General features: G+C 64.7%; 4 protein-coding genes and 1 pseudogene. All 5 read right to left on the bottom strand.

Annotation, left to right across the window (positions count from 1 at the left end):
• Positions 1–139: 139 nt before the first annotated feature.
• Entirely contained in the window at positions 140–11,704 is an 11,565-nt protein-coding gene (locus tag GGD62_RS23250) for a filamentous haemagglutinin family protein (protein ID WP_183710391.1), read from the bottom strand.
• Between the two features lie 194 nt (positions 11,705–11,898).
• Positions 11,899–12,909 carry a DUF4880 domain-containing protein gene (locus tag GGD62_RS23255; RefSeq protein WP_183710393.1) on the bottom strand — a complete coding sequence of 337 codons (1,011 nt, stop codon included), beginning with the start codon at positions 12,907–12,909 and terminating at the stop codon, positions 11,899–11,901.
• Positions 12,893–13,495 (bottom strand): RNA polymerase sigma factor, encoded by a 603-nt coding sequence (locus GGD62_RS23260; RefSeq protein ID WP_018319904.1) that lies wholly within the window; start codon positions 13,493–13,495, stop codon positions 12,893–12,895. Before GGD62_RS23260 ends, GGD62_RS23255 begins: the two co-directional genes overlap by 17 nt.
• Complete coding sequence (locus GGD62_RS23265) at positions 13,492–14,094, bottom strand: secretin and TonB N-terminal domain-containing protein (RefSeq protein ID WP_183710395.1); 603 nt, start codon at positions 14,092–14,094, stop codon at positions 13,492–13,494. Before GGD62_RS23265 ends, GGD62_RS23260 begins: the two co-directional genes overlap by 4 nt.
• A 356-nt stretch (positions 14,095–14,450) precedes the next feature.
• Positions 14,451–15,206 (bottom strand): annotated as a pseudogene (locus tag GGD62_RS40610) (DNA-binding response regulator); the annotation flags it as partial.

A 15,206-nucleotide genomic window follows, 5' to 3' on the forward strand; every position in this document is an offset into this window, starting at 1 on the left:
AGCGCGGGCGATGCCTCCTCTATATCGTTTGCATGACAGTGATCTAACCGGTGCATCCGGCCGGGCGGGCCCCACCCGGCCGATCGATACGAACCGGCACGACCGGACGTCGGACCCGGATGCCTGCCCGGGCCCTGCCTTAGAGCGACGCCTTGCGCCCCAGCCGCTGCAACAGCACGGCTCGCTCGTCCTCCGTCAGGTTCTTCAACTGCTCGGCCGTGAACTCGCCATTGCCGAGCACGCGGAACATGCCGTTCGGATCGTAGCTCTGCTTGTCGGGCGCCCGCCGCTTCTCATCGTCGCCGGCGTCGGGCTGAGGAGACTGACCGCCGCCGCCACCACCACCGTACCCGAGAACTTCGACGATGATCACCGACGGCCGATCCGAAGATCCCTGCTTGGTCACGTCCTTCACGGCGTCATTTGCAGCCTTGTCCTTGGTATCGATCGCGAGCGGCGCAGTTTTGACCTCCGCCTTCGGCACTCCTTTGCTCTGGCCCGACACCTGGATGTTGTCCACGTTGACGACGAAGCGCGCCGCAATGAGGATGTCGCCGCTGACGCGGATGCCGGCGTCGCCGGCATTCACGGTACCCTGGGGAGCGATCAGGTTGACGTCACCTTCCGTCACCCCGGTGAAGCCGATGATCGTTCCGATGCCGCTTCCGGAGATATCGGCCTTCTCGATCACGCGCGTGACGGCATCGAGATCGGTCTGGATCTCCGGTGCCGACGGCACGCGCGCGGTCTTGGCGCCGCGGCCGGCGTCGATGTCGCCCTGCGTCGACCAGATGATCTCGTTGCCGCCGGCAAAGGTCAGGATACGCGAGCGGTTCACGGTGACGCTGTCGCGCGCAAAGAGGTTGATGTCGCCCGGTCCCAGTGTGACGAGGCCGAACTCCACCGGCGCCGGCTTGCCGAGCGCAGCAACTTGCAGGCCGCCACCGGGGGTCAAGACCTCGATGCTGCCGCCCGACATGGTGCGGAACTTGGCATTTCCGGTCCTGACGTCGCCCGCCCAGTCGCTGCCCGGGAACAGCGTCTCGATCGCGGCATAACCGCGATTATAACCGCCATTGCGTGGCTTACCGCTCGTGTCGGGTGTGTTCTGGTCATCGCCTGCGGCCCGTAGCTCCTGCATGTAGACCTGCCGAACGAAGCGTTCGCGCACCAGCATCGGCAGGGTCTGGAATTTGGTCCAGGCATCAAGCGGAGACAGCTTCTCGCCGGTCACGTCCTCCACGAAGGAGACGATGCCGGTGCGGGTCCTGTGCGGCCCGGAGGAACGTTGCTCGAATGCGTCGGTCAGATAGAGCGGTACCACCGTGCCGTCCGCCAACGTGGTCTTGAGATAATCGGGCATCTTCCCGATGTTTGCCGGATCGAGATAGACCGCCAGGAACGCATCATAGGATGGTTGCTTGCCCTTGAGGCCCGCCATCACGGTGATCGCCGCGCTCTGCTGAGGCAGGCCGAGGATCTGCGTGAAATCCTTTGGCCGGTTGTTGGAATCATATTCCTGATTGCCTGTGCTGAAGATCGCCAATTCCGGCGCGTATACGTCACGGCCCGCGCTCACCTGCATTGCGCCCGGTCCCTGGACAAAGATCGAGCCTCGCACCGGGCCGCCGATGATGTCGTTGCCGGCCTCGAGTAACGACACGTCGGTCGGATGAACGTTGCGCAGTGAGTAGTTGATGTTGCGGATATCCGTGCCGGCACGGAACCAGGTCTGCTCGTTGGCCATGACGCCGGCCGTGAGGATCGAGCCGCTCTGGGTTATTAGCGTTCCAACGATCGATCCGTTCAAGGCATAGACACGGCTCGGCTCGTAGTCTGCCTCGTTCGGCAGATGGTCGGGATTGCGAAGGTTGTACAGATGCAGCGTGTGGCCGGCGATATTGCTGGCCGGCGCGGAGAAGGGATTGACCAGGACGTTGTGGAGCCCGCTCAGGGTGTCCGGCGAGGAACCGCCGAGGTTGACCGGAGAGGAAACGGTGCCTCCCACAGGCTCGAACGGTGACGGAATCATCTCAAGCGCAGCGCGGGACATGACGATTTCGCCGACGAGGACGTCGTTTGCGGCGAGAAGCCGCAGCTCCGGATTTCTGCTCGGCATCGTGTACAGCGTGCTGTTCAGCACGGAGCCGTTCAGCGCCGTGACGCGCGTTTTCGACGGATAGATATTTGCGGCCAACGAGTTCACATTCGCAAACACCTGCAAGGCCGGCGTCGTTATGTCCTTGGACAGATATGTCGCCTGCCCGACCAGGATCACGTCTCCGCCCGTCGATGTCAGGTTGAGCGCGGTGCGCTCGCTTTGACTGCTCATGAACGTCAGTTCGTGGGACATCCCCTTGCCGACCAGAAGCGGATCGAGGACCGTTTGCAGCCGCAGGTCGCCTGCGGTTCGCACGTCCAGGGTTGCGTCACCGAGCGACAGGATCGGGGCGATCGGATAGGTGACGATTTGCGTCCCTACCAGCGCCTTGACATCGCGCCCGACCGCAAATTCACCAGCGGTAATCGTTCCGGCTCCGCGCCCGATGTAGTAATAGCCGGCGCGAACGGCGCCGCCCGCCTCAACGGTCATCGCGCCGCCGTTGCGCAGTTCCAGGAGCTTTGCCTCCGTCGTGGAGCGCCCGCCCCGCACACGGCCATTGGTCGGCAGCGCGACCGTCAGATTGTTGAGATCGCCATCGGCGCGGACCTCGACATTGCCGCCGCCGAGCGCGCCGACCCCGCGCAGGAAGTTAGCGTAGTCAATCCACCAGGAGCTTTGTTGAGCCGGCATCTGGCCGTAGGCGGAATGAGCCCAGGGACCGAAGACGTAGGCGTTATCCGTCGCTCCCTGCCGGTTTAGCCACTCCGAATAGTGCTGCATCTGCGAGCGGTCTGCCGGCAGGGCCACGTCGATATTGCCGCCGACCGCAACGGCGAGATGGCCGCCGCCCACCCCGTAGGTCGCGTTCGCCGGCGCGGTGGTGAAATCGTTGAACGCGGCAAGATCGCGCCGGCCGGCGGTATAGATCGAGGCGCCGCCCTTGAGCTGCAGATCGCCACGCGCCGCGATGCTGACGTCGCCGGTGCCGGTGCGAACCATGGTGATCGGATTGACGGTGGTCGTGGTCGGCCCGGGCTTGGTCGTCGCATAGAGCGAAGTGATGGTCGCAAGATTGGGGACGATCTTCGTCAGGTAGAAGTCCTTGAAGGTCGAGTACTTCGTGATGACGTTGAGGCGGCTACCGCCGCTGGCGGCCGTGCTGGTCCATCTGAAGTCGGCCTGCGGTTGCGCCGGATTGGTGTTCAGGCCCTTCGCGGCGGCATAGTTGTTCCAGAGGTCGAGCACGTAGCCGTAGGCTGGATCCGTCGGCAGACCGAAAGAAATCTGCGCGCTGGAATTGCTGTTGAGACGGGTGCCAGAGGTGGACTCCAGGCTCGCAGGCCAATCGGCGGGATTCATCGTCGTCGAACCAGGCGCACTGCCCGCGCCAAAGCTGGCAACCGAGTCGACAAGAGCGGTCGCGGCGACGGAATTCAGGCCGCTGACATAGGTGTAACCCGCCTGCTCGCTGAGCGTGATCTTGCCCGTCGCGCCGCTGGCGAGGCGCGTCGGGTCGGCGCTTTCGCCCATCGGCGTGGCGCCCGCGACGAGCCCCAAGCTCCAGGACGGCACCGCCACCCTCGAGCCGTCCGGCTCGGTGATGGAGGGGAACAGGACCGAATAAGCGAGCGCATTCGGCGCACTTGCGCCCGGCGAGTTGGCCTCTGCGCTATAGGGAACACCGACCAGCGTGGGCGGCGCCGTCACGGTTTCGGTCTTCCTCGTGCCGACCGTCGCAAAGGTGATACCGGCATAGACTGAAGGGTTGGTTGTGCTCGCGCTGTCGTAGGGCGAGAGATTGGACGTGGTACTGGTGCGGCCGACGTTGAACACCATGCTCAGGTTCGTCGAGATGGTGCCTTTGGCGGCGACGTATGTCGAATCCAGCGGGTTGGCGAACTGGAAGAAGCCGTCCGTCACGCTGCCCTTCAGATCGATATTGCCCCCGGCGCGCATAGTCAGGACGCCCGGCTCTCCGAGAATGCTGCCGCCGGTGCGATAAGCCATGGTCGTATGGTCACGGAGCAAAGCGCTTTCCTTGCCGGCAACCACATAGGCCTTGCCCAGTACCGGCTCGATCGCCATCACGCCAGCCGCGAGCGCCGAGGCCTGATTGACCACGCCTGCGCCGAGATTCCAGTTACTCTTGAGCACGATGTCGCCGGAAAAATTGAGCTCCATGCCCGCGCGCGCGTGGAAGTTCGACTGGCTCGTCAGTGAGCCAAGATCCGCATAGCCGGCACTGACGTCGAAGTCGCGCACGAATTCGACCAGCGTGCCGGCGCCGTAATCTGCCAGCACATTGAGCTTGCCCGCCGCGGCCTTCGTGAGATCGAGTTCGGCCTGGCCGCCGCTATTGACGGTGACGCCGACGAAGCGCGGATCGGATGCAAGCGTCGCAAGGTCGAAGCGTTTGTAGCCCTCCAGCACGATCTCGCGCGCGCCGTTGATCGTGCCGGCAAAGCTGACATTCACCTTGTCGGCCCCTGGCTGCTCGATGACGGGCGCACGCAGGGTGACCTTGCCGCCTTCGCCGCCCGCCACGTCGATCACGCCGCCCAATACCCGCAGCACGCCGTTCGAGATTCCGAGTGTGACCCGGCCGGAGCCGAGCCCGTCCACCGTGTCGGTCGCACCTGCCCGCAGCAGCGCCGCATTCGTCACGGTGAGACCCTGGCCGCCATAGATCGAGATCGAGCCGCCATAGGTCGCACGCGCGTCGATCGAGCCTGCGACGGTCACCGTTCCCTGATCGGCAGCCAGCGCGAATTCCTCGGCCGTGGTCGCACCGTCGAGCGTGACGTCGCCGGAACGAATCCGGAAGCTGCGCGATTTGGTGAAGCCGGCGCCATTCAGGCGCTGGTTGAGCCCGCCGAAATCCGACAACGCGGCGATGTCGAGCGAGAAGGAGCCGCCGCGTTTGCCCGCCGCGGCCCTGGCATTGATCGTGCCTTCCAGCGTGACCTGGCTGCTGTCCTGTTCGATCGCGAGCGTGCCCGCACCGCCACCGATGGGACGTCCTTCGGAGTCGCGGGCCGAGCCGAGATCGAGGGTCGCGCCGGACGCGAGCAGCACCGAGCCGCCGCGGGCCCCCAGCGAGATGGTTCCGGCATCGGCATATTCGGACACGTCGAAGAACTTCTTCTCGAAGCCCCCGACGTCGATCCGCGAACCCGCCGCGAGATTGACGTTGCCATTGGTGGCGTTCAGCTTGACCGTTCCGCCAAGCGCGTCGATGCGTCCGGCGAAATCGACGGCGCGGCCGGTGAGCGTCCAGCGGGAGCCGAGGCTGTCCTGGTCGCGCGCAGGGCTAGCCGTCCCGTGAGCGGCAACCGTGAGGATTCCGGTCGTGGTGACCGACTGCTGGCTGCCGCCCCGGCCGGTCATGACCGGCGCTGACAGAGTCACCGCCGCGCCGGCGACATCGAGCGAGCCCTTGCCTTCGCCGGTAATGCGTGTCGTTCCCGTCAGCACGATGGTGTCGAAACCACGCAGTGCCTTGGCGCCCTCACCCAGGGTCAGCTCGGTTGCCGTGAGCTTCAAACTGCCATGACCGGCGCCAACCGGCTCGCTGAACGTGCTCGCCGTATTTTCCAGCACAACCCGATTGCCTTTCACCGCGATCTCGCTGTTGCCACGGCCCACCAGCCCTGCGGCATCGAGCGTCACGGCCTTGAGGCCCGACAGGTCCACTGCGCTGTGGAAATCGATGGTTGAATAGCTGCGCAAGGTCAGGTGCTGGGTGTTGTTGAGCGCGGCCAGTGCCGCGGCATCGAGCACCAGCCCGCTGCCGCCGCCGAAGCCAATCCGGCCCGAAGCCAGGGACAGCGCTGCGCCCGTCAGGCTCGCCTGGGTGACGAGCGCGTTCCCCGTCGCGTCGATCAGAAGACTCTTGCCGCCGTCGAGGGTGGCACCAGCACCGATCGTCACCCGGCCGCCAACAGTCGTATCGACGTTCTTGCGGCGGACCCGCACCGCGTCGCCGTTGGACAGGCGGATCAAAGCACCCCAGTCGCGATCGGACGCCTGCGGGGCCATCACGAGATCGCCGGCGCCGGTCGGCGCCTCGCCGCGCGCGACGATGACGCTGCCTGCGGAGACATCGATCGTGTCGCTTGCGGCCAGGATGATCTCCGGTCCCGTCAACGCCGAATTTGCACTGTTGCGCACGACGATGTCGTGAGCCTGCACATCAACACGCAGACCGCCGACGTCGCCGCTGCGGAAACCACCGACCAGCAGGCTGCCGGCGCCGAAGCCGGACAGAGCAGCAGCATCGATGACCAGATAACCATCGGCCCGCAAAGTGCCGGCGCTCTGGTCGGCACCCAGGATTGCGATCTTGTTGGCGGCGATATCGACCAGGCCGCCGCGACCACCCGCTGCGGCCTGAGAATGCAACTCGCCCTTCAAGATCAGGTCCTGCGTCGCCTTGAACACAACCGAGCCGCCGTCGACCGGCAGACGCGGCGTGACGATCTGCTGACCTGTGAGCCGATACTGCGTCAGCTTGAACGCATCGGAGGCGAAGAAGGTGTTGGCGAAGGCTTCATTGTACTCGCTGTATTGCCTTAGCACAGAGCCCGACATCACGCGCCACGCGGACGACTGCTGGTCGCGGCTGCCGTCGAGCGCATTGGCGCGATAGCCGGACACGACCGCCGTGCCGTCGGCCATTACCGCGGACGTCGTCGCCCGGCCTGTCGAACCGGCGACTGCCTGGATCGCATAAGCGCCCGGAAGCATCGCGTAGGAGGCGGGCAGCAGCGTGTACCAGCCTGCCGGCAATCCGCTGCCGGCGTCGAGCCAGATGCGATCTCCGCTGCGGATCGACGCCGAGCTGGGCGCTGTCGCACCCGCGAAAGCCGGCATGACCGCGAACAGGCCCGGAAGCGCCAGCATGTCGTGTGAGCCGCCCGGTCCCGGCACGTGCTCCCATGCCATCAAGTCGCCGCCACCCTTGATGTTCACCACCGATCCGGGGGCGAGCTCGACCGTCGGCGCCTCGAGCGTCACGCGCTTTTCCGGCAGGCTGGCAATGGTTGTCGGCAACGGCCCGGTCGTCACCGTCCAGTTTTCGTTGTTGCTGAGAGCACCGTAAGGCAGCACGAGGCCGTCGCCGGTCACCGAGGTGACGCTGCCGGCGCCGAGGGTGAGGCGCTGGCTGGCCTTGAGCGTGATCTGGCCGAACGGCGCGCGCAGGGTGCCGTTCTGCTCGATCGTCGGCGCTTCGAGCGTCAGTGTCCCGCCGGCCGACAGTGCCAGACCGGGAGTTCCGTTCTGCTGCACGATGAGTTTGTCGCTGGCCCTGATCGTCGCGTTGATCTGCGAGGTGGGATAGATCTGACCGGCCTTTACGATCAGCGTGCCGTCGACGTCCAGGAACGCGGACTGGCTGACATTACTGTGCGTCAGCCGGATGTCACTCGCCTCGAGCACCGTTCGTTCGAAGCCGCGGATGTTTGCCTGCACGATGTCGATCACGGACCCGGCCAGCGTCAGCGTGCCTGCGCGCACCGGATTGCTCGGCGCCAGGCTGAACAACGAGATGTAAGGCGCAAAGAACCGCGAGCTGGCGCCGTTGCCGTTGATCAGGGATCCCGTGATCGAAATCGAGCCGCTGAAGGCGAGGTCGACACCATCCAGCCGTGTCGTCGACGGGAGAACGAGATCGGCGAAGCCGGCCCCCTGCAGGCTCGAGCTGCGCACGACCAGACCGGACTGGGAAGCCGCCGTTTCGGACAGGATTACGGTCGACAGCGCAGACGCCAACGTCACCTTGCCGCCACGTGCGCCACTGCCCCCGCTCTGGCCGCGCCAGGCTCCCTGCACCAAGCCCTGCTGGGCTTTGACACTGATCGAACCGCCATTGCTGGCGAGGGTGACTGGCGCGAACTGGTGGTCATTCGACTCGATGTCGAATTCGCCACTGACACCCGCGACGTCGACCAGCGAGCCGGCTTCGAGTGCGACCGTGGCCGCCTCAAACGCAACCGAGCCGCCATTGCGTACGACGCCGCTGCGGCGTCCCTTGACGTCGATTTCGCCGACTGCCGTACCGCGCGCGACGATCGCGCCAGTATTTGCCACAACGATCGATCCTGTGCTTGCAGCAAGATTGATCGTGCCAGCCAGGGCCTCCACCCTGCCGGCAACAGACAGTGTACCGGTCGAAGAACCGAGCAGGGACAGCGCGATCGTGCCGCCGGTGTCCGTCCGCACCGTCGCTCCCGCGCCGACCGTCACGGACCTGCCGCTGAGCGAGAGCGACGTCGGCTTGAGCGCCAGGCGCTGCGACGGCGACAACACGGCGAGCGGGCCCATCTCGCTGATCGACGTGCCCGTGCTGAAGCCCGAGACGTCGACGCCCCTGAGATCAACGTTGTATGGGAGCTGCGTGACGCTTGCTCCTTCGGCGATCGTGATATCGCCGCCCGTGGAGATCTGGAGCGAACGGAAACCACGCTCCGAGAACAGGGTTTCCGACAGGCGAACGGTGTTGGGGGACGTCGGCGTACCGCCTCCGATCTGCAGCGACTCCGTAGTCAGATTCATGGCCAGACTGCCGCCGGAGCCAGCCGCATAGGCCCGCATATCGGCGTTCGCCAATTCCGCCACTTCGGTCGTGTTCAGCGTAATCTTGCCGGCATCGCCGAATTTCACTTGCGGCTTGCCGCCGCGCAGCCTGTACCAGCCACCGCCGGATACATCGAGCACGACGCCCGGCTGATAGTGGGCCTGATCGAGCGTGATGCTGCCGCCATTGACGACCGGCGGCAGCGCGGAGGCAGCGCCGCCTTTCACCTGGTTGACCCATTGGCCGCTGACGTCGATGGCCGCACCGGCTCCGAATGATACGTTCTCCGCGCCCAAGAGGGTGACATTGCCGCCGGGTGCGTGAATCACCCCGTCGATCTTGAAATCCTGGCTATATGCCACGGTGGAATTGGCCTTGATCGAAAACGTGCTGCCCGGCGTCAGCTCGAGCGTCGTGCCCTTCTCGATCGTGACGTTATTGGAGACGTAGAGCTCGATCTTCCCCAGTCCGGCATCTGCAAGCGCATCCGAGTCGAGATAGGTCGTTCGCAACCGGAACGAATCCTGGTTGCCGGGAGCGCCCGAATACCAGGTGGACGGAAGCTGCGACGTGGCCGTGAAATTCGTCGGCAGCTGTGTGGGATCCTTGGAGATCACGAGCTTGCCGAGCAGCCAGAGCCGATCTTCGTCGCCGTCGCCGCCGAATGTCAGCGAGCCGGCCTTGGCGGTCTTGCCGCTTACGGCTTGACGCTCGCCGACGATCACGCCGCCCCAGTAGCCGCCCTCCAGCGCAACACCTTCGGTGGCATAGAACTGGATGGCGCCGGCGTCGCGTCCCTCGGTGAAGCCACGTTCGAAGTGGCTCGTCGACCACGGCGTGCTCCAGGACTCCGATTTACCCCAATTGTTGTGCGTGCGATTGAACCCGCCGGCGAAACCGACATAGATCCTGTCCGGCGTCGCCGAGGCGATGTCGTAGATTTTTCCATCGGCGCCGAGCAGCTTCGTCGAGTTGACCATTCCGTCCTGATAGCGGAACGACCCGCCCGAGACATCGAGCAACGAGCCCTGACGGGTGATGATCGAGCCGGCCGATTTGAGCGTGATGTTGCCGCCAATGGTCGACAGCTCGGCGAGATTTGTCTTGCTGTTGCCGATCCAGGCCGAGACGTCGCCCAGCGGCGTCCCGATCCATTCGCCCGCGGCCCCTCCCCAGTTCACGCCGGCCATAGCGCCATCGGCGAAGACGCCGCTGGCGCTGCGATCGACCGTGATCTTCTGGCCCCGCAGCCACGAATTCCGCAGCAGCGGTGAATCACGCAGCTCGTTGATGCGCAATTCGGCCTGCACAAATCTCCGCGACATCGGGATCAGGACGTCCTGCACGCCGGCGGCGCTGACATAGGCATCCTCGCCGATATAGATCCGGCTACCGTCACGGACCGGCGTCTCGCCGTTGATGGGCTCCTCGGTGGGCGCGGGCACGGTGCTGGCCACGATGCTGATGGTGCCGGCGGGAACCAGAATGTTCGCCTGCGCCCCGATATCGATCAGGTTACCGCGTAATTCGACGCGCCCCGGCTTGTAGCGCGTGGCCTTCGCCGTCTCCTCGATCTCACTCGTGTCGGTGGCATCAGGGAGAACGGCGGTGACGCTGCCCGGCGAAAGATGCAGGTCACCCGTCTTCCAATACACGAGCTGGGCGTCGAGGCTGCCGCTCGAGGCCATCATGCCGTTGCTGTAGGCATCCAGTCGGATCGATCCTTCGCGGTTGTTGAGCGCGGTTGCCGCCAGCATCACGCCGCCCTGGAAGATCTCGCGCCCCATCACGGTGATGTTGCCGCGATCGGATTGCACGACGCCGGTGTTCACGACCTTGTAGCCGACCGATGCCGCGCGCGCGTACATCTCGGGCAGCAGGATGTCGCGAACGCTTTCGCCCCAGGGTTTCTCCGTGAAGAGATCCCAGCCGGCGATCGCACCCATCAAATGGTTGTAGTTGAACAGCCAGGGCATCGGGGCCGTCACGGCGACGTCCACGCCGCGTACGTCGCTCGGATTGGTTCTCAGATAGACCTGTTCGCCGGCAGCCATGATGATCTGGCCGTCGGGGACGCTGATTTGGCCGGCATTGGAAACGATCGGCGCGAACAGCATTGCCTTGCCGCCGGTCTTCGCGCTGATCTGAGCTCCAGCCTGGATGGTGACGTCACCCGGCACGCCATCCGGCGTGAAGCGCGCAGGCTGGCTCGGATCGGTGGCCGGCTTCTGCGAATTGGGCAGCCGCGGATTGTATTCGCCGAAGGTCGGCAGGTGAATGTCGTTGGTGAGCACTATGGAGGTGTTGATCCCAGCCAGGAACTGCGCGTTCGACAAGGCGAGAGATGTGGCCACGAGGGTGCCGACATCCACCTGGCTGGAGCCACCGAAGATGATCCCGTTCTTGTTGATGATATAAACCTGCCCCTCGCTCCTGATGGTGCCGAGAATCTGGCTGGGAACGAGGCTCGGGTCGAGGACACGGTTGAGCGCGATCCAGTTGGCGGCGCCACCGCCTCCGGCGGACTGGTTGAAGTATAAGTCGGTCTCGCGTCCGACATTGAACTTGTTCCAGGTCAGGATCGCCTTCTGCTGGTTCTGCACGACCTCAACCTGGACCCGCCCATTCGAGCCTGTCGATTGGGTCGGCTGAGCGGCGCCGGTCCAGGCCGGTTGGCCGTCGATCACCGCGGTGGGATTGCTGGTCGGATTGAGACCTCCGGGAGCCAAACCATTCGGCACATTCGGAAGCAGATTTCCGGGATGATTTTTGTTCAGGCCGAGATTATTCGGACCGATCAACGCGCCGGCTCTCGCCGCCGCCTGCACGTCGCGCATCGCACGGAGCGACGCGTTGATCCGGCTCATCGCCTGCGCTGATGCGATCGACGCCGCCTGCCCCGCCGTGTTGGTCGTCACGGCGACGTTTGCCACCGGGCTCGCGCTGCCGCTGCCGAGGTTGCGCGCATCGGCCGCAGCCGACCCCACCAGCAATGCAGCCACACTGGCACCGCTGAGAAACATCGCGTGTCTGACGGACCGGGACGAGCGAAAACGGACGGTGCGGTGGGACAAGACGGCATTCCTTCTGGCAGCACGGCTAAACCCGATGAAGGGTCGTGCCTCGTCATTCCGAGCGATGACGATCTAGCTCTAAGACGGAAGCCTGTAGGCGAACGCGCACGGTTTCTGTGTGAAAGTTTCTTGTCAGCGGGGCGTCAGCCCAGCAGAACCAGGCCGCCCGGCAGCTTTCGGGCCTTGACATCGAAGGCCTGTTCGAGGCGCACGAGGATTTCATCCATCTGATCGATGCGGAAGCGGCCACTGACCGGCCTCTGCGCGAGGCCTGGATTGACAAGGAGAATTCGGCCGGCGCGATAACGATTGACCTCGTCCACCACATCCGCGAGCGGGGTAGCTCGGAACAGGACGATTCCGCGCTGCCAGGCGGATTCCGCCTCTGCGTCAATCGCGGCAACCTGACCGAGCCCGCTGGCGTCGTAACGCAAGCTCTGCGCCGGGCCGATGACGGCAGAACTGCCGTTGCGCTCGATGCGCACCTGTCCGTCGAAGCAGGCGACGCTCACCACCGTGCCGGCCGGGCCGTTCATGCAACGCACGTCAAAGCGTGCATGGCGGCCGATCGAACGCCCATCCGCCGCCAACACGACGAGCGGACGTACGCTCTCGACCGACTCGAAGAGCGCCTGCCCTGCAAGCAGCTCCAGGCGATCGCCCTCCCCGCCAGCGGGGTGGACCGCAATGCTGGTCTGCGTATTCAACCGGACCGCGACGTTCTCCGCCGGCCTGACTTGCCGCTGCTCGCCAACGGCCGTTCTGTAGTCGGCATTCAGTTCACGGAGGGACGGCCACAGGCCCAGCGGCGGGTTGGTAACAGCGACATAGGCGGCTGCGGCGGCAGCCAGCCCGCCACCGAGAAGTAGCCGGCGATCGAGCACCGGGCGTGGCGTCGGGTGGACCGGCAACGCCTCGATTTGGTTGCGCGGAATGCTCGCGCCGGCCCGGCGGATGTCGCGCCATACACCGCTCGCCGCAGCGAAGGCAGCCGCATGCTCCGGGCTCGCGGCACACCATCGTTGCAAGGTCTCGGCATCAGCAGACGTCGCATGACCGGAATCGATGCGCTGGACCCACGCGATCGCCTCGCGTTGCAGCAGGTCGAGCCTTTGCGTCTGTCCCTGAATCATGGAGTCATTCAGCCTGGTCATGGTCGCGATCACCGCGCGGCGGCGACAGGTCTCGATTCAATGACGAATTTCGCGGGTCCGGTGCGCAATCCGCGTCACCCATTTGCCTTTGCCGCGCCAGACAATACTCATGGGCGAGTTGCAGCTCCTTTGAGACAAGGCGCAAGGATACGCCAAGCCGATCCGCGATCTCCTGCCGCGCCATGTTGTCCACCCTGGCCGCGAGCAGGATGGTGCGACGGCGCGGCGGCAGCTCAGCGAGTATGGCGGCCATCGCATCCAGATCCGACCGCGCCTCCGCGACTTCGGCGGGACCAGGCGTCTCGTCGGCGACCTCGAGCAGATGCTCGATGTCGATCTTCGTCAAACGGCGCTTTTCAGCGCGACGATGGTCATGTGCGACGTTGAAGAGTATGCGCAGCAGATAGCTGACCGGATTGTGCAAGGTGCCAATCGTCGTATCCGTGCGGGCAAGGCGCAGCCAAGTGTCGTGCAGGACGTCACCCGCCATCTCGGACGAACCCAGGCGGCGGGTCAAGCCCCGCTTGAGATCGTCATATCGGTCGAGCAGCAGCCGGCGCAGCATCGCCACGGAGGCTTCAGTCACCGCAAGCCTCCGGCCGCCTGCGGCAACACCGTCGCACCACAACTCATTGTGACGCCCGAGGCCTGCGGCAGGACCACGATCAATACCGGCTGTGCAAAGCCGGGGGGCACCGGGGCACCCACACTGAACTGTCGAAGCGCGCTGTCGATGCCGCGGTCCAGCTCGGCCGTGCCGGCCGATCCAAGTCGTTCGAACCTGGCTACGGCCCCTGACGGCGCGATCCAGACCAGGGCCGCGATGCGATAGCTTCCCGGCCGCGCCCCGTTGGTCCGGCACAGAGCATCGCGCAGCCGCGCCTGAACGACACCATAGTATTGGCGCGCGAGAGCAGCAGCACTGCCTTCCGGCGGTCCGGCGGCTTCGGGCGCCGGGGCTAGAACGAACGAGCCGTCTTTCAGGAAGCGGGCGGTAAGGCCGGTGCCCGCAAGCAGCAGCTGCAGCGCCGTCTCCGGTTCAAAGCTGCCCTTGACGGCTTCTGAGGTGCGGCCCTGCGCAAGCGCCGGACTGTAGAGGACTTCGCGACCGGTCGCATCGCCGTATCGCTCGAGTGCGGAGGCAAGCTGCTGGGCCGGAATGTCGAACGACATAGGCGCGGACATTTCCGAGCTCGCGCGCGGCGACCCGATTGTTGCACCGTTTGGCTCCGCTTCGGCTGCAACGGCCGCAAACATCAAACACACAGCCAGATACGGCACGCGACGTGACACCGATCAATTGCTCCGGCAAGCCATCAGCACCGCGAGAGGCGAATGACGATCGTCCCGAACCCTTGCCTGGATGCCACAAGAAGTTCTCAATATACGAACGTTTCTTGACAAGGATATGTCACTGATCACTTTCCGAGCCGGAAGCACGCAACGGGGCGGCGCCCGCTCTCGAGCAATGGTCTGAGCTTTCAAAGAAGGTCGGTTGCGTGAATCACGAAGATTGCATCGATCAATAACGATGGAGCGCTTCAAATCAGGAAGTCATGAGGCGCGGCGTGATGCGGAACGTTATGAACGTGGGTGACCGCGTGTTCGTCCATTGCATTAGGAATCGATTTGCCGATGACGTGGAGGTCCTCTTCCTGACCGGGCGAAACGTGCGGACCGAGCGAGCCACCAAGCTCGACTACCGCGCCGAATGTGGGAGGAGTCGCATAGCTATCGAAGCGAAACGCCAATTCCGCGCCGCCAATCTCGGAGGCAACTTTAGCCGGCTGTACGGGTTCCAACGCGGCGGTTGCAGCAGGTTGCGCAGCCTGCGGCCAGTTTCCGGCGTTACTGCCATTTGCGACGCTTGGTTCGACCATCTCGGCTGCTTCAGGTGCGTCTGAAAAATCTGAGTGCCTTGAATTGCCGCGTTCCACGCCATCTGCTTCAGCCGTCTTCGCTGAACCTGGTGAAGCTTCCGAAGCCGAGAAATGACGCTCGTTGTCGTTGCCGAAACCTGGCATAGAACCAGCTTCGGCTAACTCCGTGACTGCCGCCTTTGCAGACCCTGGCTCCGAATTGTGCTGTGAGTTACCGCGGCCCAGGCTACCGGGGCCTGGCTCACCGGGGTCGGCTGCTTCCGGTGGCTTTGCAGAGGCTGACTGCCCCGAATTGCCGTGCTCCACACCATCTGCTTCTACCGTCTTCGCTGACCCTCGCGAAGCGTCCGAAGCGGGGGGATGATGCTCGTTGTCATTGCCGACGCCATTTGCCCGCATGAAGCCAGCTTCAGTCAG

It is taken from the genome of Bradyrhizobium sp. ERR14, from assembly GCF_014198235.1.
Taxonomy (GTDB): Bacteria; Pseudomonadota; Alphaproteobacteria; order Rhizobiales; family Xanthobacteraceae; genus Bradyrhizobium.

Excerpts from the sequence above, each read along its gene's own strand:
- GGD62_RS23250 (WP_183710391.1), bottom strand. The coding sequence starts at position 11,704 with ATGTTTCTCAGCGGTGCCAGTGTGGCTGCATTGCTGGTGGGGTCGGCT.
- GGD62_RS23265 (WP_183710395.1), bottom strand. The coding sequence starts at position 14,094 with ATGTCCGCGCCTATGTCGTTCGACATTCCGGCCCAGCAGCTTGCCTCC.
- GGD62_RS23255 (WP_183710393.1), bottom strand. The coding sequence starts at position 12,909 with ATGACCAGGCTGAATGACTCCATGATTCAGGGACAGACGCAAAGGCTC.